General features: G+C 61.1%; 15 protein-coding genes and 1 riboswitch. Of the genes, 8 read left to right on the top strand and 7 right to left on the bottom strand.

Going from position 1 to position 19,718, the window contains the following annotated elements:
• Window positions 1-39 precede the first annotated feature (39 nt).
• Genes HU759_RS05715 through HU759_RS05700 form a run of 4 tightly spaced genes read left to right on the top strand, consistent with a single transcriptional unit; the run spans window position 40 to window position 3,476 of the window.
• Window positions 40-630, top strand: a complete 591-nt coding sequence (locus HU759_RS05715) for a paraquat-inducible protein A (RefSeq protein ID WP_017138199.1) — start codon at window positions 40-42, stop codon at window positions 628-630.
• A complete protein-coding gene (locus HU759_RS05710) occupies window positions 627-1,271 on the top strand; it encodes a paraquat-inducible protein A (RefSeq protein WP_017138200.1) in 645 nt (214 codons plus the stop codon). The genes HU759_RS05715 and HU759_RS05710 overlap by 4 nt, the downstream gene beginning before the upstream one ends.
• Complete coding sequence (locus tag HU759_RS05705; protein ID WP_017138201.1) at window positions 1,252-2,901, top strand: MlaD family protein; 1,650 nt, start codon at window positions 1,252-1,254, stop codon at window positions 2,899-2,901. The genes HU759_RS05710 and HU759_RS05705 overlap by 20 nt, the downstream gene beginning before the upstream one ends.
• Window positions 2,902-2,915: 14 nt before the next feature.
• Entirely contained in the window at window positions 2,916-3,476 is a 561-nt protein-coding gene (locus tag HU759_RS05700; protein WP_170036283.1) for a PqiC family protein, read from the top strand.
• A gap of 153 nt (window positions 3,477-3,629) precedes the next feature.
• Here HU759_RS05700 and HU759_RS05695 read toward each other — a convergent pair whose 3' ends face one another.
• The 5 genes from HU759_RS05695 to HU759_RS05675 all read right to left on the bottom strand — a co-directional run bounded on the left by HU759_RS05695 (window position 3,630) and on the right by HU759_RS05675 (window position 12,721).
• On the bottom strand, window positions 3,630-6,359 hold the full coding sequence (locus tag HU759_RS05695; protein ID WP_176991348.1) for a LuxR C-terminal-related transcriptional regulator: 2,730 nt from the start codon (window positions 6,357-6,359) through the stop codon (window positions 3,630-3,632).
• Window positions 6,360-6,546: 187 nt separating this feature from the next.
• Window positions 6,547-7,911, bottom strand: a complete 1,365-nt coding sequence (locus HU759_RS05690; protein WP_017138204.1) for a DUF1329 domain-containing protein — start codon at window positions 7,909-7,911, stop codon at window positions 6,547-6,549.
• A 43-nt stretch (window positions 7,912-7,954) separates the two neighbouring features.
• A complete protein-coding gene (locus HU759_RS05685) occupies window positions 7,955-9,814 on the bottom strand; it encodes a DUF1302 domain-containing protein (protein ID WP_017138205.1) in 1,860 nt (619 codons plus the stop codon).
• A 333-nt stretch (window positions 9,815-10,147) separates the two neighbouring features.
• Window positions 10,148-11,830: a fatty acid--CoA ligase gene (locus tag HU759_RS05680; RefSeq protein ID WP_017138206.1), complete on the bottom strand. Its 1,683-nt coding sequence runs from the start codon at window positions 11,828-11,830 to the stop codon at window positions 10,148-10,150.
• A gap of 258 nt (window positions 11,831-12,088) precedes the next feature.
• Window positions 12,089-12,721, bottom strand: coding sequence for a LysE family transporter (locus HU759_RS05675; RefSeq protein WP_056859000.1), 633 nt, complete (start codon window positions 12,719-12,721; stop codon window positions 12,089-12,091).
• Window positions 12,722-12,808: 87 nt separating this feature from the next.
• On the opposite strand from HU759_RS05675, the gene HU759_RS05670 reads away from it, so the two are divergent.
• The 3 genes from HU759_RS05670 to HU759_RS05660 all read left to right on the top strand — a co-directional run bounded on the left by HU759_RS05670 (window position 12,809) and on the right by HU759_RS05660 (window position 15,645).
• Window positions 12,809-13,771 (top strand): 2-hydroxyacid dehydrogenase, encoded by a 963-nt coding sequence (locus HU759_RS05670; RefSeq protein ID WP_138449571.1) that lies wholly within the window; start codon window positions 12,809-12,811, stop codon window positions 13,769-13,771.
• A gap of 30 nt (window positions 13,772-13,801) precedes the next feature.
• Entirely contained in the window at window positions 13,802-14,800 is a 999-nt protein-coding gene (locus tag HU759_RS05665) for a class I SAM-dependent methyltransferase (protein ID WP_186616758.1), read from the top strand.
• A 51-nt stretch (window positions 14,801-14,851) separates the two neighbouring features.
• A riboswitch (yybP-ykoY riboswitch) is annotated at window positions 14,852-14,971 on the top strand.
• An 89-nt stretch (window positions 14,972-15,060) separates the two neighbouring features.
• A complete protein-coding gene (locus tag HU759_RS05660) occupies window positions 15,061-15,645 on the top strand; it encodes a TMEM165/GDT1 family protein (protein ID WP_016974259.1) in 585 nt (194 codons plus the stop codon).
• A gap of 117 nt (window positions 15,646-15,762) precedes the next feature.
• Here the strand turns inward: HU759_RS05660 and HU759_RS05655 are convergent, their stop codons facing one another.
• Window positions 15,763-16,581, bottom strand: a complete 819-nt coding sequence (locus HU759_RS05655) for a M48 family metallopeptidase (RefSeq protein WP_017138210.1) — start codon at window positions 16,579-16,581, stop codon at window positions 15,763-15,765.
• A gap of 226 nt (window positions 16,582-16,807) precedes the next feature.
• Between HU759_RS05655 and HU759_RS05650 the strand changes: the two genes are divergently transcribed.
• Entirely contained in the window at window positions 16,808-18,946 is a 2,139-nt protein-coding gene (locus HU759_RS05650; protein ID WP_186616757.1) for a methyl-accepting chemotaxis protein, read from the top strand.
• A gap of 114 nt (window positions 18,947-19,060) precedes the next feature.
• Here HU759_RS05650 and HU759_RS05645 read toward each other — a convergent pair whose 3' ends face one another.
• Window positions 19,061-19,681, bottom strand: a complete 621-nt coding sequence (locus HU759_RS05645; protein WP_056859005.1) for an SOS response-associated peptidase — start codon at window positions 19,679-19,681, stop codon at window positions 19,061-19,063.
• Window positions 19,682-19,718: the final 37 nt, after the last annotated feature.

Here is a 19,718-nt window from a genome sequence, read left to right as displayed (position 1 = left end):
TGGAACCCGCACCGCAGCGTCGCATTTGGAGCAAGACGTATGGCCAATCCTCGGATCATCTGCGAACACTGCGATTGCGTGTACGAAAAGGTCACGCTCGCCAAACATCAAAAGGCCCTGTGCACCCGTTGCGCGGGCGTGTTGCAGCGCTACAACGGGTTGTCGGTGCAACAGCGCCTCGCGCTGACCGTTACCGCAGCGGTGCTGTGGACCTTTGCCAATTTCTATCCGGTGATGAGCATCAGCCTCAAAGGCTTGAAAAACAGCGCGACCCTGTGGGACTCGGTGGTCGCGCTGAGCCTGGGGCCGATCACTTTTATTGCGCTGGTCGCGGCGATCTCGATCATCATCGCGCCGGTGTTTCAGTTGCTCTTGCTGATGTGGGTGCTGAGTTTCGCCCTGGCCGGCAAGCGCTCGCCAGCGTTCAAACTGTGCATGCGCTGGCTGGAAGCGCTGAGGCCGTGGAGCATGCTCGAAGTCTGCCTGCTGGGCGCCATGGTTGCGGTGTTCAAGCTGGCCGGCATGCTCGACGTGATCCCCGGCACCGGCCTGTTCGCCCTCGCCGCCCTCGCCTTGCTGCTGATTCGCATCGCCGGGCGTGACGTACGCGACTTGTGGGACGCCGTATGAACTCACCACCGACCGCCCGTGAACTCAACCTGTGCCTGTGCCATACCTGCGGCCAGCCGTGCGACATGCGCGACGAACCCAGCGAGTGTGAACGCTGCGGCGCGCCGCTGCATCGGCGCAAACTCCACTCGCTGACCCGCACCTGGGCCTACATGCTCACGGCACTGGCGTTTTATATCCCGGCGAATTTATTGCCAGTGATGAACACCACCCTGCTTGGTTCCGGCGCGGACAGCACCATCATGAGCGGCGTGCTGGAGTTCTGGCAGCATGGTGCCTGGGACATTGCCCTGATCATTTTCATTGCCAGCATTGCGGTGCCGGGTATCAAGTTTCTCTCGCTGACCCTGCTGCTGGTCACCGTGCAGCGCAACAGCCTGTGGGCGCGCAAGGAGCGCTCGAAGCTGTTTCGGTTTGTCGAGCTGATCGGCTACTGGTCCATGCTCGATGTGATTGTGGTCGCGCTGGTGGCCGCGCTGGTCAAGTTCCAGGCGCTGGGCACCATCGAGCCGCGCCTGGGCATTTTGTTTTTTGGTCTGGTGGTGGTGTTCACCATGCTCGCGGCGATGAGTTTCGACCCGCGCCTGATCTGGGAAAACCCACACAACGAGGAGATCTCGGATGAGTTCACGCAACACTGACACCCCCGCCGGCTCACCGGCGATCAAGACGCGGCGCTTCAGCGTTTCGCTGGTGTGGATCGTGCCGATCGTGGCGGTGCTGGTGGGCATCTCGCTGGTGGTACACAGCGTGCTGCAACAGGGGCCTATCATCGTCCTTAACTTCAAGACCGGCAACGGCCTGGTCGCCAATAAAACCGAAGTCAAATACCGCAACGTGGTGATCGGCCAAGTCTCGGATGTGGCCTTGAGCGATGACCAGAAAAGCGTCAACGCCACCATCAAGTTGGCCAAGCAGGCGGAAAGCTTCACCCGTGAAGACTCCAAGTTCTGGGTGGTGCGCCCGCGCATCGGTGCCGGTGGCGTGTCGGGCATCGATACCCTGCTGTCCGGTGACTATATCGGTGCCGATATCGGCCAATCCGATACCCGCGCCAAACAGTTCAAGGGCCTGGAAAACCCGCCGCCCATCACCTATGGCGAGCCGGGCAAACGCTTCACGTTGCATACCCAGGGCCTGGGCTCGCTGGATATCGGCTCGCCGGTGTACTACCGCAAGATCCCGGTGGGCCAGGTGGTGGCCTACGAGCTGGATGACGATGGCAAGGGCGTGAAGATCGAGGTTTTCGTGCATGCGCCCAATGATGTGTACGTCACCGAAAACACGCGATTCTGGAATGCCAGCGGCATTGACCTGAGCGTCGGCGCCAATGGTTTTGCGCTGAAAACCGAGTCCTTGTCATCGATGTTGGCCGGCGGCATCGCATTCCAGGCACCGCCCTACAGCCCCAACGACAAACCGGCCAGCGAAGATCACACCTATGAACTGTTCGACGACCAGCAAAGCGCCCTCGCCCCGCCCAACGGTCAAGGGCAATACATGGCGCTGCGTTTTGATCAGGCATTGCGTGGGCTCAAGGTCGGCGCGCCGGTGGAATTTCTTGGGGTCGAGTTCGGCAAAGTGGTGTCGATCAACCTGGACTTCGATGCCAAAAAACGCAGTTTCCCGATCAACGTCGGCATCGTGATTTACCCGCAATTGCTCGGCGAAGCCAACACCAAGCTGCTCAAGGCCACCAACCATGACCCTAACGATGAAGCAGGCGGCGTGCGCCTGATCGGCACCTTTATCGAAAACGGCCTGCGCGCTCAGGCCCGCAGCGGCAACCTGCTGACCGGCCAGCTGTACATCGCCCTGGATTTTTTCCCGAAAGCCGACAAAGTCACGTTTGACCCGAACCTGCGCCCGGTCAACATTCCGACCATCCCCGGCAATCTGGAACAGTTGCAGGAGAAACTCGAAGGCATCGTCAACAAGGTCAACCAACTGCCGATGGAGCGCATCGCCGGCAACCTCGACGGCAGCCTGGTTGAGCTGCGCAAAAGCCTTGCCCAGTTCAACGCCAAGACCCTGCCTGGCGTGCAGAGCACCCTGGGTGACGTGAGCAAGACCTTGCAGTCGGCCAACTCAACCCTGGCCGAAGACTCGCCGCAGCGTGAACAACTGACCCAGACCCTGGATGAACTGGCACGCATGTCGCGCTCCTTGCGCGAACTGTCGGACTACCTGGGCCGGCATCCGGAATCGCTGATCCGCGGTCGCCCTGACAACGCCGCGCCAACAGACCTGCAAGGGCCGCCGCGCAAATGACCATTGGAGCCGCCATGACCTTTCCCTTGAAACTTACCCTGGTCGCCGCGCTGGTGCTGCTCGCGGCCTGTCGCAGTGAGCCGATTGCGTTCCACACTCTCACCCCGGTGCACTGGAATAACAGCACTCAGGCACAGGCCAGCGATATCCGCATTGAAAGCATCAGCGTGCCGCCCCAGGTCGACCGCGCACAAATCGTGATTCGCCAGGGCGACAGTGGCGTGGCGATCCTTGAAACCCAATGGTGGGCCGCAACCCTGGCCGATGAGCTGAAAAGCGCGCTGGTGGATCAACTGGCCAACAGTCACGCCCGGCAGCCCCTGTCGTTGCGCCTTGAAGTGCAGCGATTTGACTCGGCGCCGGGCCAATACGCGCTGCTCGATGTGCGCTGGCGCCTGCGGTCCACAAGCGGGGGAGATGCCGCACCGCTGACTTGCCGCACCACCTTGCAGACACCCGCAGGCCCGAGCATTGATGACTTGGTGGTGGCGCATCAGAACAACCTCAAGCGTTTTGCCGCGTTGGTCAGCAAAACCGCCGACACGTCGCTGAAAGCGTGCCCGACTGCGCCGTAGCGAGACAGTCAGACCAGTGTGGGAGCTGGCTTGCCTGCGATAGCATCACCTAAGTTTGACTGATAGACCGAGGTGCCTGCATCGCAGGCAAGCCAGCTCCCACATAAGCCAGTTCCCACACACACCAGCTCCTACAGGAAAGCTGGCCCATTATCAGGCCAGCAGCCCCATCGACTTGGCACGGGCCACCGCTTGAGTCCGGCGCTCTACACCCAGCTTACTGTTGATATGGCTGGCGTGGGTTTTCACCGTGTGCAGGGAGATAAACAACTGATTGCTGATTTCCTGGTTCGAACACCCCTGGGCGATCAGTTGCAGCACCGCCAGTTCGCGGACGCTGAGGGTTTCCTGGCCGGACGGTACTTGGGCGTCAGCTACAACCGGTAACAGCACCAACAAACTCTGGTTCAGCAAGCCATGAGCCTCCCGGCCAAGCTGCTCACGCATCCAGTCCGGATAACTCTCCAGCAGCCGCTGAAAGGGTTGCAACGCCCCACCGGCGCCCGCCTCAAGGGCGCGGGCCAATACTTGCCGGGCCTGGTCTTGCTGCCCACACTCCAGCAGCAACTGCACCTGCTGGGTCAGGGCCATTAGGGCAATCATTTGCCGCCCACTGTTATGCGCTTGCTGAGCCAGCTCCTCGAGGCGTTGCAACGCGGCGGCCGGCTGATGACGGGTGGCGTCCAGCGCAGCCTGTTGCAGCTCGATATGTTGTGGCAAGTGCGGGTGAAATTCCGGCGCTGCTGCTGCGTGTTCACCGTTGTAGGTTTGCCCCAGCCGGGTCAACCAGGCATCTGCCAAGTCAGTGCGGCCTTGAGCCAGCCACAGCTCGCATTTGATCAGGGTGATCATCGCCAGGTAGTAGATCGGCGGCACATCCCAGATGTGCATCAAGCGCTCAGCTTCGGCAAGCTCGGCAAACGCTGTGGGAAAGTCCCCACGGCGCCCTTCAAAGCTGGCAATTACACAATGCCCGATCAGCACGCTGATATCCCGGCAGGCGCGGGCTTCGTTCAGACCCGCGCGTAAACGGACAAGGCCGGCCTCGGGCTGATAGCGCACCAGCAGCAGATAGCCCTCGTACAGCGACAACCGCGCGCGCACCGCGTACAGCCGCTGCGGCGCCAAGCCATGCAGACGTTGCAGCCCCTGGCGCACTTCGTCCAGGGAACGCAGGATTTCGCCCCGCGCCTGCAACACCCGCGCGCGATCGTAATGGGCCAACGCCTCGAACAGCGGGTTACCGACGCGCTGCGCCAGCTCCAGGGATTCGCGATTCAGGCCACGGGCACGCCACAGGTCGGCATCGACGATTGCCAGGTTTGAGAGGGTCGACAGGCACATCAGGCGCTGGCCGTAACGTTTTTGCGGCAAGCTTTCCAACGCCTCGCTGCAGTAGCGCAGGGTCAACTCACGATCGCCTCGGCCTCGAGCGATAATCCCGCTCAGCGCCAGCCACTGTGCCAGCATCGACTTTTGCGCAGTGGCCGACGGTGCCGGCAGGAAGCGGCTGAGGTAGCCGGACAGTTCTTCGGCCGCATCCAGTTGGCAGGCCAGCCCCAATGCCCAGCTGTAGAGCACGATCAAACGCGGCGTGCTGATCAGCAGGCTGTCGGGCAAGTCCATCTTCCAGCGCAGCAGCATGCCGACGTTCTGTTCGGCCAGCAGTTGCTCCTCCGACAGGTTCTGCACCAGGTTCGCCGCCACATCCAGGTGGCCGGCGCGCAACGCCTGTTCCACCGCTTCATCGATCAAGCCCTGGGTGTTGAACCAGCGGCAGGCACGCAGGTGCAGGCTGGCAATCGGCACGGTGGCACTGCTCGCACGACGGGTACGCAGCAGGTCGGAAAACAGATGGTGGTAGCGATACCAGTGGCCCTGCTCATCGAGCGGCACCAGAAACACTTGGTGGGCCTGTAAATAACCGAGGATATGCGCGCTGTCGTGGGCTTCGCGCACGGCGTCGCACAGCTCACTGCAAAAACGATCCTGAGGCGCAGTGTCGTAGAGGAAGGCTTGAACTTCTGCTGGCAGGCAATCAATGACTTCTTCGAGCAAGTAGTCGCGGATCAGCCCTTCGCCACCGTGCAAATGTTGTGGCAACGCGGCCTCATTGCCGGCTTCGGAAAGGGCCAGCAACCAGAAGCGCAGGCCAGCCACCCAGCCCTCGCTGCGACGAATCAGGTTGTCCAGGGCTTCGCCGCGCAACGAGCTGCTGTGCCTATCGAGTACGGCCAGCGATTCGTCGTGGGTCAGGCGCAGGTCTTGTTCGTGCAGCTCCAGCAGGTGGCGCGAGAGTCGCAGCCGCGCCAGGTGCCAGTCCGGGCGCTGGCGGCTGGTGACCAAAACCAGCAGCCCATCGGGTAAATGATTGAGGAAAAATTGCAGGCAGCGATCCAGCACCGGGCCTTGGGCCAGATGGTAGTCATCCAGCACCAGCAGCAAGGGCGCATGTGTAGACAGGTGCAGCGTCAGCTCGTCGAGCAAGCCGTCGAGCCATTCTTCAAAGGCAAAGGGTTGGTGACGCTGACGCATTTTCAGCAGGCCCAGGGATTGGGCGCCGAGTTGCGGGAAGTATTGCTGCAAGCCGTCGAGCAAGCGCTCAAGGAAGCGGCCGGGGTCGTTATCCCGTGGGCTCAGGCCCAGCCACAGGCTTTGCCAATGCGCCGGCAGACTCTGACAAAACTCCACCGCCAACGAACTCTTGCCGAACCCGGCCGGGGCGCTCACCAGCAACAGTCGCCCCGCAAGGCCAGCACTCAGGCGTTCGCACAGGCGAGGGCGCAGCACGTAGCCGTCAGGCAGCGGTGGCCTGTAGAAACGCGCTTCCAGGGTCGGAATCACCGCGCTCGCAGGCCCTTGGATTCGGGACAGATCAGTCATCGCCGGGCTCTTGTAGAAGGCTGTTGTCGGCATTGCAGATGTCCGCAGACTAGCGGTAAAAGCGGCGGGTTTGTAGATCTTTGCGGCATTTGCCTGAAAAAGAACTGCGACAAAAAATATCCCCACATAAAAAAGCCCCGAACCAGTCGGGGCTTCACGCTGAGGGTGCGGCCTCAGTTAAAGCAGCTTAGCGAACCCCATCCTGGCGCAAGGCCGCCGGGGAGAAGTCTGCGGTGGAAGCGGTGAAACCGAAGTCATAGGCCTGCTTCTCTTCGTTCTTCATGCCCAGGGCCAGGTAGCGGCCGGACTGCAGGTCGTAGAGGGTTTCGATGGCGTACCACGGCACTTGCTTGTCGTAGTAGTTCTCGGCATGGGCTTCGGCGACGCGCCACAGTTGGCCACGACCGTCATAGTGGTCGATGACCGCCGCTTGCCAGGTGTCTTCGTCGATGAAGAAATCACGCTTGGCATAGATGTGGCGCTGGCCTTCCTTCAAGGTCGCAACCACGTGCCAGACTCGGCGCAGCTCATAGCGAGCCAGGTCCTGGTTGATGTGGCCGGCCTTGATGATGTCGGCGTACTTGAGCTTCGGATCGTCGATCTTGTAGCTGTTGGAGGCAATGTAGATTTCTTTCTTGCCTTCGAGCTTCCAGTCGTAGCGATCCGGGGCACCGTTGTACATGTCGAGGTTGTCGGAGGTACGCAGGCCATCGGCGGCGGTACCTGGCCCGTCATAGGACACTTGCGGCGCCCGGCGCACACGGCGCTGGCCGGCGTTGTAGACCCACGCCGAACGCGGCTCTTTCACCTGGTCCAGGGTTTCGTGCACCAGCAGCACGCCACCGGCCAGACGCGCCGGTGCAGTCACTTGCTGCTTGAAGTAGAACAGCACGTTGCCCGGGTTTTTCGGGTCGTAGTCCTTCATTTTGTCGCGGAACACGAACTGATCGCGGAAGTACACCAGGCTGAACGAGCCATTGGTTTGCGGCGTGGCCTGGGTTACCAGGCGGGTCACGCTGCCACCGCGATAGCGGGTGATGTGGTTCCAGATGACCTCCACGCCGCTCTTAGGAATCGGGAACGGAATCGCGGTTTCGAAGTTTTCCAGGCCGTTGCCGCCGGACACCAGGTTGGTGCTGGTGGCGTTCTTCTTGATCGAGGCAAACACATCGGCCGGCACGGTAGCGCCGCGATGGGTCGGGTAGACCGGCATCTTGAAAGTGTCAGGGTAGCGCTTGAACATCGCGTACTGCCCCGGCGCCAACTTGTCTTTGTACTGCTCGACGTTCTGCGCGGTGATGGTGAACTGCGGCTGTTCGCTGGCATACGGGTTGGCCAGGAAGCCACGGGCATCCACGGCGCCGGCGTTGGTAGGCAGCGGCGACCATTTAGGAATGGTGCCGGCCGCGTTACCGGCCATTTCAGCGCCCATCGGCGTCAGGGTCGTGCCCAACTTGGCGGCTTCATCCGCCGAGACTGCCGCCATGACGTTGCTCGCCAGGATCGACAGCCCAAGCACACCCACGTGCAACAGACTTTTAGTTATTTTCATGTTCTGGTTCTTCCTGAAAACAGACTGCTTAAAGAGGTTGTGCTTAGAAGTTCACGCCGGCGCTCAGCGCGATGAAGTCACGGTCATCCACGGTGGTGAACTTGCCACCAAAGAAGTTGGTGTAGTTGAGGCTGACGGTGTAGGTGTTCTGGTACTCGGCATCCACACCCAGGCTGACGGCCTTGCGACCTTCTTCAAAGTTGCCGCCAGGGCCAGGCGAATAACCTTTGACGTCATGGGACCAGGCCACGTTGGGCTTGAGGTTCACACCGGCAAACACATCCGGGTATTCCCAAATGGCCCGGGCGCGATAACCCCAGGACGTGGCGGTGGTGTAGCCGTCGTTGTTGCAATTGGTGTTCAGGCCGGACGCATTGGGCAGGCCTGCGCCGTTGGCTGTCGAATTGTTAAGCGCATTGCAGAAGCCGCCGGGTAGCGTGCCAGGGCCGAAGACCGGATCACGGCCATAACGTGCCTGGTTTTTGCTCTCCAGGCCGCCCACATGGGTCACGCCGATTTCGCCCACGGTGGTCAGGCGAGAAGCGCCCATGACCTGGTCGAAGAAGTGCGTGAAGGTGGTCTGGAACTGGGTCACTTCCTTACGGTTGTAGCCGTGCAGGTCCTGGCCCGGTGTGCCCTTGAGCACCGATGCATTGCCAAAGCCCGGAATCGGCGTGACGCCCGCGTACAGGATATCGGTGGTGCTCAGTTGCACCGGCGCGTTTGGCCGGTAGCTCAATTCACCACTCCAGGCGGTGCCGGTAGGCAGCGTGGTGGAGAAGCTCAAGCCGTAGAGGCGGATATCTTCCGGGTACTCAACAAAGTACTGGGAGCTGCCTGCCACGATCAACGGACGCAAAGCCGCCAGCGGCCCCAGCGGACGGGTGTAGGCCGAGTTTGGCGCGCCGGTGGCGCTGAAGATCGGCGCACGGCTGTGATAGTTCATGAAGTACGCACCGAACTCCGTGTCCAGCGGCTCGAAGTTGTAGTGCATGGCCACGCCGAACTGGCCGCTGTCGCGTGCATCACGGTCACCGCCGCGACGTACCAGCACACCTTCGTTGTTCACGTCCACGCCCAGGGCGTTAAGGGTGGGCAAGGCCGCGCCAGGGATGGTGGAGCGCTTGTTCAGCACCCGCAGGTTATTGCTGCAACCATCCGAGATGACGTCCGGCTGGGAGAAGAATGTGCCGCAGTTATCGGTGACGGTCTGGTCCCACTCCAGCTGATAAAACGCTTCTGCGGACAGGTTATCGGTCAGGGTCTGCGAGACGTAGAACATGTTGACCGGAATCAAGCCTTCCTTGATCTCGGCGCCCGGACGACGGAACGCGGACACGTCGATCGGGTTGATGGAGTTGATACCGCCACCAATGAAGGTGCTTTCACCCCAGCTCACCACCTGCTTGCCAAACCGCACGTTACCCGGCTGATCGGCGATGGTGTAGTTGTGGTAGATGAAGGCATCGAGGATCTGCCCACCGGAAGACTTGGCGCCCTCTTTGCGGTTGTTGTTGCTGACGTTCTTGAAGTCCAGGTCTTCGTTTTGCAGCGCGAAGTCATACCAGTACTTGCCACGCACAAAGATGCCGGTGTCGCCATATTTCAACTCAAGGTCATGGATACCCTTGAAGATCTTCGAGAAGGAATCGCCCTTGTCGAAGTTCAAGTGGCCGTCATCGGAGGTCTGCGACAGCCCTCTGCCACCGTTGTTGGCACCGATCAGGTCTTTATTGCGACCGGCAGTCGACCAGCTCGCCCCCACCGACAGGGATGAGTCGAAGCTGCCTTCGATTTCACCGATGTTGAAACTGACGCCGAATGCGGGCCCGGCGAGCGTAGAAGCGAGACTGACGGCCAGGGGCAGTCTTGCCCGGCGCCAGAACTGGTTTACTGAGGTCATCGACGCTACTCCATGTGCATTATTGTTATGGCAGTGAGTTCTTTCTTCTGGATGCATGTAACGGCCGGAATACAACGATCCCAATGCCGAACGGCAACCGGGCCCCCATGGCCCGCAGCGCAACATCCGTGAAAAACTCTGAATGGGACTATAGCCAGCAGGGGGTAGCGCTTGATCCCTCTAAAGTGTGATTTGCATCACCAACCTGTCTGCCACAACCCTTTCGCCACGCCGACGAAGGCCGGCGCGGGAAGGATGGCTGAAAATTCTGAAATCACAAGTGAAGCCGCGAGTTAGAGCATTGCCGCGCCCGAACCGGCGCGGCGAAGGGGGTCAGAGCGTGGACAGGAACGTGCTGTTGTTGGCCTGCCACTCGATGATGTCAACGCGGATACGTTTTTTGTCGAGTTTGCCGACACTGGTCTTGGGAATTTCAGTAACAACGGCGATCTGGCTTGGAATCGCCCACTTGCTCAAGTGCCCCAACTCCACGAACGGCTTGAGGTGCTCCTTAAGCTCTCGGGCACCTATCACATGGCCGTCACGCACCACCAGCAACGCAAACGGGCGCTCGCCCCATTGCGGGTCGGCGATGCCCACCACCGCTACTTCGCGTACCGCCGGGTGACGGCTGACCAGATCTTCGAGGGCCAATGACGAAATCCACTCGCCGCCGGTCTTGATCACGTCCTTGATGCGGTCGCGAATATCGATCACGCCAAACGCGTCCAGGGTGGCCACGTCACCGGTGTGCATCCAGCCGCCTTCCCACAGTTCGGCGCCCTTTTGCGGCTCATTGAAATAACCTTCACTGAGCCACGGCGCACGCAGCACCAGTTCACCCTGGGACTCGCCGTCGGCGGGCAAAAAGTTGCCGTCGCCGTCGATAATTGCCGCTTCCACCAACGGCCCGGGCACGCCGGCCTTGATGCGGTAGGTGGTGCGCTCGTCTTCGGTGCCGGCCATCAACTCTTCGTTGAGATGGGCGCAGGACACCAGCGGCCCGGTTTCGGACATGCCATACGCGGCCGTCAGCTGAATGCCCCGCGCCTTGGACGCTTCATACAACGTGCGGTTGAGCGCGCTGCCGCCGATGACGATTTTCCAGCCGCCAAAATCCACGTTTTGGGCGGCCTTGGCGTTGAGCACCATTTGCAGGATGGTCGGCACACAGTGGGAGAAGGTGACCTTTTCTTTTCGCCACAGCTCCACTAGGTATTCCGGGTCGTAACGGCCGGGGTAGACCTGCTTCAAACCGAGCATGGTTGCCACATACGGCAAGCCCCAGGCGTGGACGTGGAACATCGGTGTGATCGGCATGTACACGTCGTTGGTGCCCAGCAGGCGCACGCTGTCGACACTGCCCATGATGGTGGCCACGCCCATGGTGTGCAGCACCAACTGGCGATGGGTGAAGTACACACCCTTGGGGTTGCCGGTGGTGCCGGTGGTGTAGAAGGTGGTGGCGACGGAATTTTCGTCGAAGTCCTGGAAGTCGTACTTGGGGCTGGCGGCCGCCAGCAGGGTTTCGTACTCGCCGACCAGGTTCGGCAACTCGGCAGTCTTGGCGTCAGCGTCGGTGAGCAGCAAGGTCTTGTCGACGGTGGTCAGGTGCCCGGCAATCGCCTGGTAGAGCCCCACGAACTCGCTGTTGACCAGCACAAAGCGGTCCTCGGCGTGATTCATGGTGTAGAGAATCTGTTCCGGCGACAGGCGCACGTTGATGGTGTGGATCACCGCGCCGATCATCGGGATGGCGAACATGCACTCCAGGTAACGGTGGCTGTCCCAGTCCATCACTGCCACGGTGTCACCGGCCTTGACCCCGGCTTGGGTCAGCACATTGGCCAGGCGCGCGACCCGCTCGATCAGGGTTGGGTAGGTGTAACGCAGCTTGTCGCGGTAGATGATTTCCCGGGTCTTCTCGTAACGCGCCCCGGACATTAACAGGCGTTTGATCAACAACGGGTATTGGTAAGCGCCTTCGGCGGGCGGGATAACACGGGTCTGCAACATACGAATCCCTTATCTGACTGCACGGTCTTGGCTAAGAACTGCACTGTAGAGCGCTAATGTTTCAGCCAAATCAGCCAAAGGAATGATTTGCAGCGGCCAATGAATGCTAGCTTTGCGCCACTACTGGAGCCTTATAGCGATTCCCTGTGGGAGCTGGCTTGCCTGCGATAGCGTCGCCTCGGTGCAACTGATACACCGAGGCGCCTGCATCGCGGGCAAGCCCGGCTCCCACAGTGGCCGTGTGTTACCCGTGTGGCTTTATTTCATGCTGGTAAACGCCAACTTCACACCAATGGCAATCAGCACCGCGCCCATGGTCCGATCGAACCAATGCCCCATCCGCGCAAACCCGGCGCGCACGCGCTGCTGGCTGAACAGCATGGCCACCAGGCAGAACCACAACGCCGTCGCCACTGCCAGGTACACACCGTAACCAGCCTGGATCGCCAGTGGCGTGTGCGGGTTGATCACCACCGTGAACAGCGACAGGAAGAACAGCGTGGCCTTCGGGTTCAAGCCATTGGTGACAAACCCTGCGGTAAACGCCCCGCGTGGGGTGCGCTCGCCGACTTCACGGTGCAACTCGCCCTCGGCGGGCGGCTTGGCCGGCTGCGCGCGCAAAGCCTTGAAGCCGATGTACAGCAGGTACGCAGCGGCGGCCCACTTCAGCGCGTTGAACAGCACAATGGACTGCGACACGATCAAGCCGATGCCGAGCAGCGAGTACCCCACGTGCAGGAAAATCGCCGAACCCACGCCCAATGCGGTCCAGGTGCCGGCGCGACGGCCATGGGTAACACTTTCACGCACCACCACGGCGAAATCCGGGCCGGGGCTGGCCACTGCCAACAAGTGAATAAGGGCTACGGTCAAAAACTCGGCGACGTACATGCTCACTCCATTAAGTAACTGATTATTTCATCTGATAGGCTCGGCAGATTACGCCTTCGAACCTCGTCGCAAAAGGTACAGTTGAGAATGAACAATCGCCGCGCCGTCTTCCTTGATCACCCGTCCCTGGACCTGGGCGACCTCGACCTCAGCGAGCTGCGCAACAGCTTCAGTGATTTGCAGCTGTTCACCGACACCACGCCACAGAATGTGCTTGAACGCGTGCAAGGCGCCCAGGTGGTGATCAGTAACAAGATCCCCCTCAACGCGCAAACCCTGGCGGCCTGCCCTGAGCTCAAGCTGATCCTGGTGTCGGCCACCGGCACCAACAACATCGACCTCGACGCCGCCCGCGCACACGGCATTACCGTGAGTAATTGCCACGGCTACGGCACGCCATCGGTGGCGCAACACACGATCATGCTGCTGCTCAACCTGGCGACGCGTCTGAAGGACTATCAACAGGATGTAACGGCAGGCAAATGGCAACAGGCCAAGCAGTTCTGCCTGCTGGACTACCCGATTGTCGAGCTGGAAGGCAAAACCCTCGGCCTGCTCGGCCATGGTGAACTGGGCGGCGCGGTGGCACGCCTGGCCGAAGCTTTTGGCATGCGCGTGGTGCTCGGCGCCATTCCCGGGCGCCCTGCCCGCGCCGACCGCGTGCCGCTGGATGAGTTGCTCGCACAGGTCGACGCGCTGACCTTGCACTGCCCGCTCAATGAACACACTCGCGACTTTATCGGCACCCGTGAACTGGCACTGCTCAAGCCGGGCGCGTTTATCGTCAACACCGCGCGTGGTGGTTTGATCAACGAGCAGGCGCTGGCAGATGCCTTGCGCAGCGGCCATTTGGGCGGCGCGGCCACCGACGTGCTGAGCGTGGAACCACCCGTGAATGGCAACCCGTTGCTGGCCGGCGACATTCCCCGCTTGATCGTCACCCCGCACAACGCATGGGGCAGTCGCGAAGCGCGCCAGCGTATCGTCGGCCAACTGGCCGAAAACGCCCGAGGCTTTTTCAGCGGTGCCCCGCTGCGCGTCGTCAGTTGATAAACTGCGCCCCTTTTCAAGGAGCAGACTATGGATCCGCGCAGTGAAGTACTGCTTCGTCAGGCCGAACTTTTTCAAGGCAACCTGCTGCTGGTAGGTTTGCCCGCTGACGACTTGCTCGGCCGACTGCCCAATGCCCACGGCTGGAGCTGGCATGCCGGCGACCAGGCCGCACTGGATGCGCGCTTTCCCGAGCGCAGCCAGTTCGGCGTGAACGAGCCCGAACGCGGGTTTGATGCGGCAGTGATTTTCCTTCCAAAATCCAAAGACCTCACCGACTACCTGCTCAACGCCGTGGCCGCACGCTTGCCCGGCGCCGAGCTGTTTTTGGTCGGGGAGAAAAAGGGCGGCATCGAAAGTGCCGCCAAGCAGATGATTCCGTACGGCAAGCCGCGCAAGCTCGACAACGCGCGGCATTGCCAACTTTGGCAAGTCACCGTGGCCAACGCCCCGCAAGCGGTCGAGCTGGAAAGCCTGGCGCAAGTCTTCGAGGTGCCGCTGGCCGAAGGGCCGCTGAAGGTGGTGAGCCTGCCCGGCGTGTTCAGCCATGGTCGCCTGGATCGCGGCACCGAGCTGCTGCTGGAGCACCTGGATAAGTTGCCGAGCGGGCATCTGCTCGACTTTGGTTGCGGCGCCGGCGTGCTCGGGGCTGCGGTCAAGCGCCGTTACCCGCATAACAGCGTGACGATGCTCGATGTGGACGCCTTCGCCGCCGCCAGCAGCCGCCTGACTCTGGCGGCCAACGGTCTGGAAGCCGAGGTGTTGACCGGTGACGGTATCGACGCCGCGCCGATGGGTTTGAACGCGATTTTAAGCAACCCGCCGTTCCATGTCGGTGTACATACGGATTATTTCGCTACGGAAAACCTGCTGCGAAAAGCGGCGAAACACCTGGCAAAAGGTGGCGAACTTCGCTTGGTCGCCAACAGTTTCCTCAAGTATCAACCGCTGATCGAAGAGCACTTGGGCGTGTGTGCGATCAAGGCCGAGGGCAATGGTTTTCGCATTTACCGTGCCAAACGCGGCTGAGGGCGATTTGAAAAAGAACGCTTGCCGAATGGGTTTTGCCTAGGCAGAATCCGCTCCGTCCTAGGGGAGTAGTCTCCCACGAGCGCCATGCTCGTCCGGCATACGTCAACATACTTGGTCAACAGACCATGGCGTATGCGACCCAGGAGTCCGCACAGACGGACCGGGGTTTGACAAGACCTATGACACGCACACCTTACCCGGGGCGGGAAGGCTGTACGTGTCATAGCCGTGTCGGCCCGCCCCTGGAAACCTACCTGATGCTGGATTCATTACTCGTTCCTACCGCAATCGTTGCCTTGGCCGAAATCGGCGACAAGACGCAACTGCTCGCGCTCATCCTTGCCGCACGCTTTCGCAAACCCTGGCCGATCATCGCCGGCATTGTCGCCGCGACCCTGGCCAACCATGCGGCCGCCGGTGCCGTGGGGGCCTGGTTCGGCAGTTTCTTCTCGGATGCGGTGTTGCACTGGATCCTCGCAGCGAGCTTCTGTGCCACCGCGCTGTGGACTTTGGTGCCGGACAAACTCGACGATGACGAAGCCAGTACCACGCGCAAGTTCGGGCCGTTCCTGACCACGCTGATTGCGTTCTTCCTCGCCGAAATCGGTGACAAGACCCAGATCGCCACGGTGATGCTGGCGGCGCAGTACCCGGAGTTGTGGCTGGTGATTATCGGCACCACGCTGGGCATGCTGATTGCCAACGTGCCGGTGGTATTGGCGGGGAATTTTGCGGCGGAAAAACTGCCGCTGACCTTGATTCGTCGACTGGCGGCTACGGCGTTTTTCGTCCTGGCGGTGGTGGCGGTATACAAGGCCATGCAAAGCAGCGGCTGGATCTAAACTCGATGTAAACCTGTGGGAGCTGGCTTGCCTGCGATGGCATCACCTCGGTACACCTTACAAACCGAGTCGCCTGCATCGCGGGCAAGCCCGGCTCCCACACTGGACCGCGTTAACTCAGGACTTTTTGGCCTGCTGGTACAGCGGCATCACCTTCGGAATAGCCGCCTGCAACGAGGCGATTCGGCTGTCGGAGGCCGGGTGAGTGCTCATGAACTCGGGCGTCCCGCCCTGGGAAGCCTTGGCCATCTTGTTCCACAAGGTGATCGCTGCATTCGGGTTGTAGCCGGCGCGGGCCGAAAGCTCCAGGCCGATCAAGTCGGCTTCATTCTCGTTGCCGCGACTGTTGGGCAACGTCAGGCCGTATTTAACGGCAGCATCACCAATCGCCATACTGTCTTGGCCCAACCCCAACAAGGCTGAGGCGCCCTGCTTGGCCATTTCGATACCGTACGCTTTGGACATGGCCTCACGACTGTGCTCGCGCAAGGCGTGGGCGATTTCATGCCCCATCACCGCCGCCAACTCGTCATCGGTCAACTTGAGGTCGTCGATCAGCGCGCTGTATACGAATATCTTGCCGCCTGGCCCGCAGTTAGCGTTGATCTCGTCGCTTTTGATCAGGTTCACTTCCCATTGCCACTGCGCCGCGTCCGGGCGGAACGCCGGTACTTGCACGATCAAACGCTTGGCAATCGCCTGCACGCGCTTGGCGTTGGCACTCGTCTTGTCGACGACACCTTTGCTGCTCGCCTCGCCCAAGGTCTTTTGATAGGACTGGGCATACATCTGGTCGACTTCCTGACTCGACAACAGGCTGTACATATATTGCTTGCGCTCAACGCCAACGGCACCGCCACTGGTGGTGTTGACCACCTGGCAACCGGCCAGCAGCATCGCTGCACTGAGTACACTTACCACCAATGACTTTTTCATGACGCTCTCCCTGAAATCCTGGCGCGTATCCTAGGCGGTCATGTGTATCTGCGCCAGATACACACGACGTGTAACCACTAACTTTCAGATACATCCCACACACCCACAGCGGCGGCGAACTGCCCGTTTGCGACATCTCGCACTATTTCGCCCGCCAAGCCTTAAGCCTCCAGTGCCCATGGCCGATACAAAAAGGCAGCCCACCTGCCCTGCGCCTGGAGCCTCCATGAAATTCAAGTCGATTCAGTTTTCTGTCGCCGCATTGACCGGGGCCATCGTGCTGAGTGTGGTCGCAGTGCTGGTGCTCTATGCAGTGTTTGCCGGTGCCCGCACCCAGGAGCTGGTGCAGGAGCGCACCCAGGCGCAATTTGAGCAGATCATCGAGCAGCGCCTCACCGCTTTGGCGCAAACCCAGGCCACGCTGATTCAGCGCGAACTGGAGGCACCACTGGTGACCGCCAAAGGCCTGGCCACCGCCAATGCCCTGCTGGCGATGAAAGACGCCAAGGGCGAACCCGCGCTGCAGGTCGGCCGCGAGCAATTGATCAACCTGCTGCATGAAACCGTGGTGCGCAACCCGAAAATCCTCGGCGCCTACATCGGCTGGGAGCCCAATGCCATCGACCATAACGACGCTGCCTACGTGAACACCGCGATTGTCGGCATGGGCACCGACGGCCGTTTCCTGCCGTGGTGGTACCGCAACGCCGATGGCAGCCTGGGCCTGGATAAGCTCGCTGACGTCAACGATCAGAAGATCCTGTCAACCGGCGTGCGCGCCAGTGAGTACTACCTGTGCTCCAAAGAGAGCAAGAAGCCCTGCGCCATCGACCCGGCGCCTTATAAAGTCGGGAATGCGATGGTGATGCTCGCCTCGTTTATCGAACCGATCATGGTCGACGGCACGTTCCAGGGCATCGTCGGCGCCGACCTGTCGGTGAACTTCATCCAGGACATGCTCACCCGCGCCGACCAGAACCTGTACAACGGCGCCGGCGAACTGGCGCTGATCTCCAGCAACGGTCGCCTGGTGGCCTATACCAAGGACGCCAGCAAGCTTGGCGAAAAAGCCAGCGACCTGCTCGACAGCAACGAGCTGGCCAACCTCGGCCAGTTGAAAGTCGGCGAAGTGCGCTACGACATCGACAAGGAGCACGGGCATATCGAGCTGTTCCTGCCCTTCAACATCGGCCAGGCCGAAGCGCGCTGGACCTTGATGCTGCAACTGCCGCTGAGTGCGGTAATGGCCGACTCGCAGAAGCTGCAAAGCGACCTGCAAGCCCAGCGCAAGACCGACACCTTCGGTATGGCCATGGTCGGCCTGTTGATCGCCGGTATCGGTTTGCTGGTGATCTGGCTGGTGGGCCATGGCATCGCCCGCCCGCTCAAGCAAATGGTGGCCATGCTCAACGATATCGCCCAGGGCGAAGGCGACCTTACCCGCCGCCTCACCAGTGATCGCGCCGATGAGCTGGGCGCGATTGCCAACGGCTTTAATACCTTCCTGATCAAGTTGCAGGGCATGATCACTCAGGTCGTGAGTTCGGTGCAGAAGGTCAGCGACTCGTCGGAACACACCGCCGACATCGCGATTCGCACCAACCAGGGCGTGCATAAACAGATGGTCGAGATCGACCAGGTGGCCACCGCTGTGCACGAAATGACCGCCACTGCGCAAGACGTGGCACGCAACGCCACCCAGGCCGCGCAAGCCGCCAGCCATGCCGACCAGGCCGCAAGCCAAGGCATGCGTATTGTGCGCGACACGTCCACTTCCATCGGCGCGCTGGCTGAAGAAATCGGCAAGGCGGTCGGTGTGGTGCAAACCCTGGCCAAGGACAGCGAAAATATCAACGCGATCCTCACGGCGATTCGCGGGATTGCCGAGCAGACCAACCTGCTGGCGCTCAACGCCGCCATCGAAGCGGCCCGCGCCGGTGAGCAAGGGCGTGGCTTTGCGGTGGTGGCCGATGAGGTGCGCAACCTGGCGCAGAAAACCCAAAAAGCCACCGAAGAAATCCAGACCATGATCCAACAGCTGCAACAAGGCACGCGCGATGTGGTGCGGGTGATGGAAGACAGCCAGAACCGTACCGACGAAAGCGTGCAGCACGCGGCGAAGGCGGCCGAAGCGCTGGAGACCATTACCCAGGCGGTGTCGGTGATCAACGACATGAACACGCAAATCGCCAGCGCGGCCGAAGAGCAGAGCGCCGTGGCCGAGGACATCAATCGCAATGTGATCAATATCGGCCAGGTGGCCAATGAGGTGGCGGGTGGTGCGGATGAGTCCAGCGCAGCGAGTGCGGATTTGACCAAGTTGGCGGAGCAGCAGCGGCGGTTGATCAATCAGTTCAAGGTCTGAGGCCGCTATCGCAGCGATGCGGCGACCCGACAAGCCAGCTCCCACATTTTGATTTGTGAATACATTCAACATGTGGGAGCTGGCTTGCCTGCGATGAGGCCAGCAAAGCCAACCTCAACCTGGGGTCAGACACTCCGGCCCATTCAACTTCGGATCATTGACCATATTGGCCAACACCCGCTCGCGCAACGCCGCAGGCTCGCTGGCCAACAAGCCCTGCAACACGTGCAGCGGCGTCTCAGGATTCAGCCATGCCTCTTGCCCTGCCGCATCCAGAATCAACGGCCGCCGCTGACTCTGCGCGGCCTGAGTCACCACCGCCGTACTCAGCCACACCTGCTCCTGCACCGGATAAGCCTCCCAGATCGCCGCAAAAAACAGTGTCGAGCCTTCACCCGGCGTCAGCCAATACGGGCGTTTACGCTGGGTGCCGCGCCATTCGTAAAAACCGTTGGCTGGCAGCAGGCAACGGCGCTGGCGCAAGGCTTCGCGAAACATCGGTTGTTCGGCCAGGGTTTCGGCGCGCGCGTGGGCCGGCGTGCGCGAAAGGTCGGTGAGCCACGGTGGCGTGAGGCCCCAGCGCGCACGGGCCAGGGTGCGCTGGCCTTCGCTCAGGCGCTGGATCAGCACCGAATCATTCGGGGAGATGTTCCACTGGGCCTGCTGGTCGGCCGGGAAGCCCGGCAAGGCAGCAAAGGAAGGGTTCCAGCGAAACAGGGCATAACGTCCACACATGGGGCAACACGACTCTTGGGGTAAACCGACCGACAGC

Source organism: Pseudomonas sp. OE 28.3 (genome assembly GCF_014268205.2).
In the GTDB taxonomy this organism is placed as follows: Bacteria; Pseudomonadota; Gammaproteobacteria; order Pseudomonadales; family Pseudomonadaceae; genus Aquipseudomonas; species Aquipseudomonas edaphica.
Note: the sequence above shows the minus strand (reverse complement) of the source record. Positions and strands in the feature narration are given on the sequence as shown.

Excerpts from the sequence above, each read along its gene's own strand:
- HU759_RS05710 (WP_017138200.1), top strand. The coding sequence starts at position 627 with ATGAACTCACCACCGACCGCCCGTGAACTCAACCTGTGCCTGTGCCAT.
- HU759_RS05685 (WP_017138205.1), bottom strand. The coding sequence starts at position 9,814 with ATGACCTCAGTAAACCAGTTCTGGCGCCGGGCAAGACTGCCCCTGGCC.
- HU759_RS05665 (WP_186616758.1), top strand. The coding sequence starts at position 13,802 with ATGGATCCGCGCAGTGAAGTACTGCTTCGTCAGGCCGAACTTTTTCAA.
- HU759_RS05700 (WP_170036283.1), top strand. The coding sequence starts at position 2,916 with ATGACCTTTCCCTTGAAACTTACCCTGGTCGCCGCGCTGGTGCTGCTC.
- HU759_RS05695 (WP_176991348.1), bottom strand. The coding sequence starts at position 6,359 with ATGACTGATCTGTCCCGAATCCAAGGGCCTGCGAGCGCGGTGATTCCG.
- HU759_RS05715 (WP_017138199.1), top strand. The coding sequence starts at position 40 with ATGGCCAATCCTCGGATCATCTGCGAACACTGCGATTGCGTGTACGAA.
- HU759_RS05660 (WP_016974259.1), top strand. The coding sequence starts at position 15,061 with ATGCTGGATTCATTACTCGTTCCTACCGCAATCGTTGCCTTGGCCGAA.
- HU759_RS05705 (WP_017138201.1), top strand. The coding sequence starts at position 1,252 with ATGAGTTCACGCAACACTGACACCCCCGCCGGCTCACCGGCGATCAAG.
- HU759_RS05670 (WP_138449571.1), top strand. The coding sequence starts at position 12,809 with ATGAACAATCGCCGCGCCGTCTTCCTTGATCACCCGTCCCTGGACCTG.
- HU759_RS05675 (WP_056859000.1), bottom strand. The coding sequence starts at position 12,721 with ATGTACGTCGCCGAGTTTTTGACCGTAGCCCTTATTCACTTGTTGGCA.
- HU759_RS05645 (WP_056859005.1), bottom strand. The coding sequence starts at position 19,681 with ATGTGTGGACGTTATGCCCTGTTTCGCTGGAACCCTTCCTTTGCTGCC.
- HU759_RS05650 (WP_186616757.1), top strand. The coding sequence starts at position 16,808 with ATGAAATTCAAGTCGATTCAGTTTTCTGTCGCCGCATTGACCGGGGCC.
- HU759_RS05680 (WP_017138206.1), bottom strand. The coding sequence starts at position 11,830 with ATGTTGCAGACCCGTGTTATCCCGCCCGCCGAAGGCGCTTACCAATAC.
- HU759_RS05690 (WP_017138204.1), bottom strand. The coding sequence starts at position 7,911 with ATGAAAATAACTAAAAGTCTGTTGCACGTGGGTGTGCTTGGGCTGTCG.
- HU759_RS05655 (WP_017138210.1), bottom strand. The coding sequence starts at position 16,581 with ATGAAAAAGTCATTGGTGGTAAGTGTACTCAGTGCAGCGATGCTGCTG.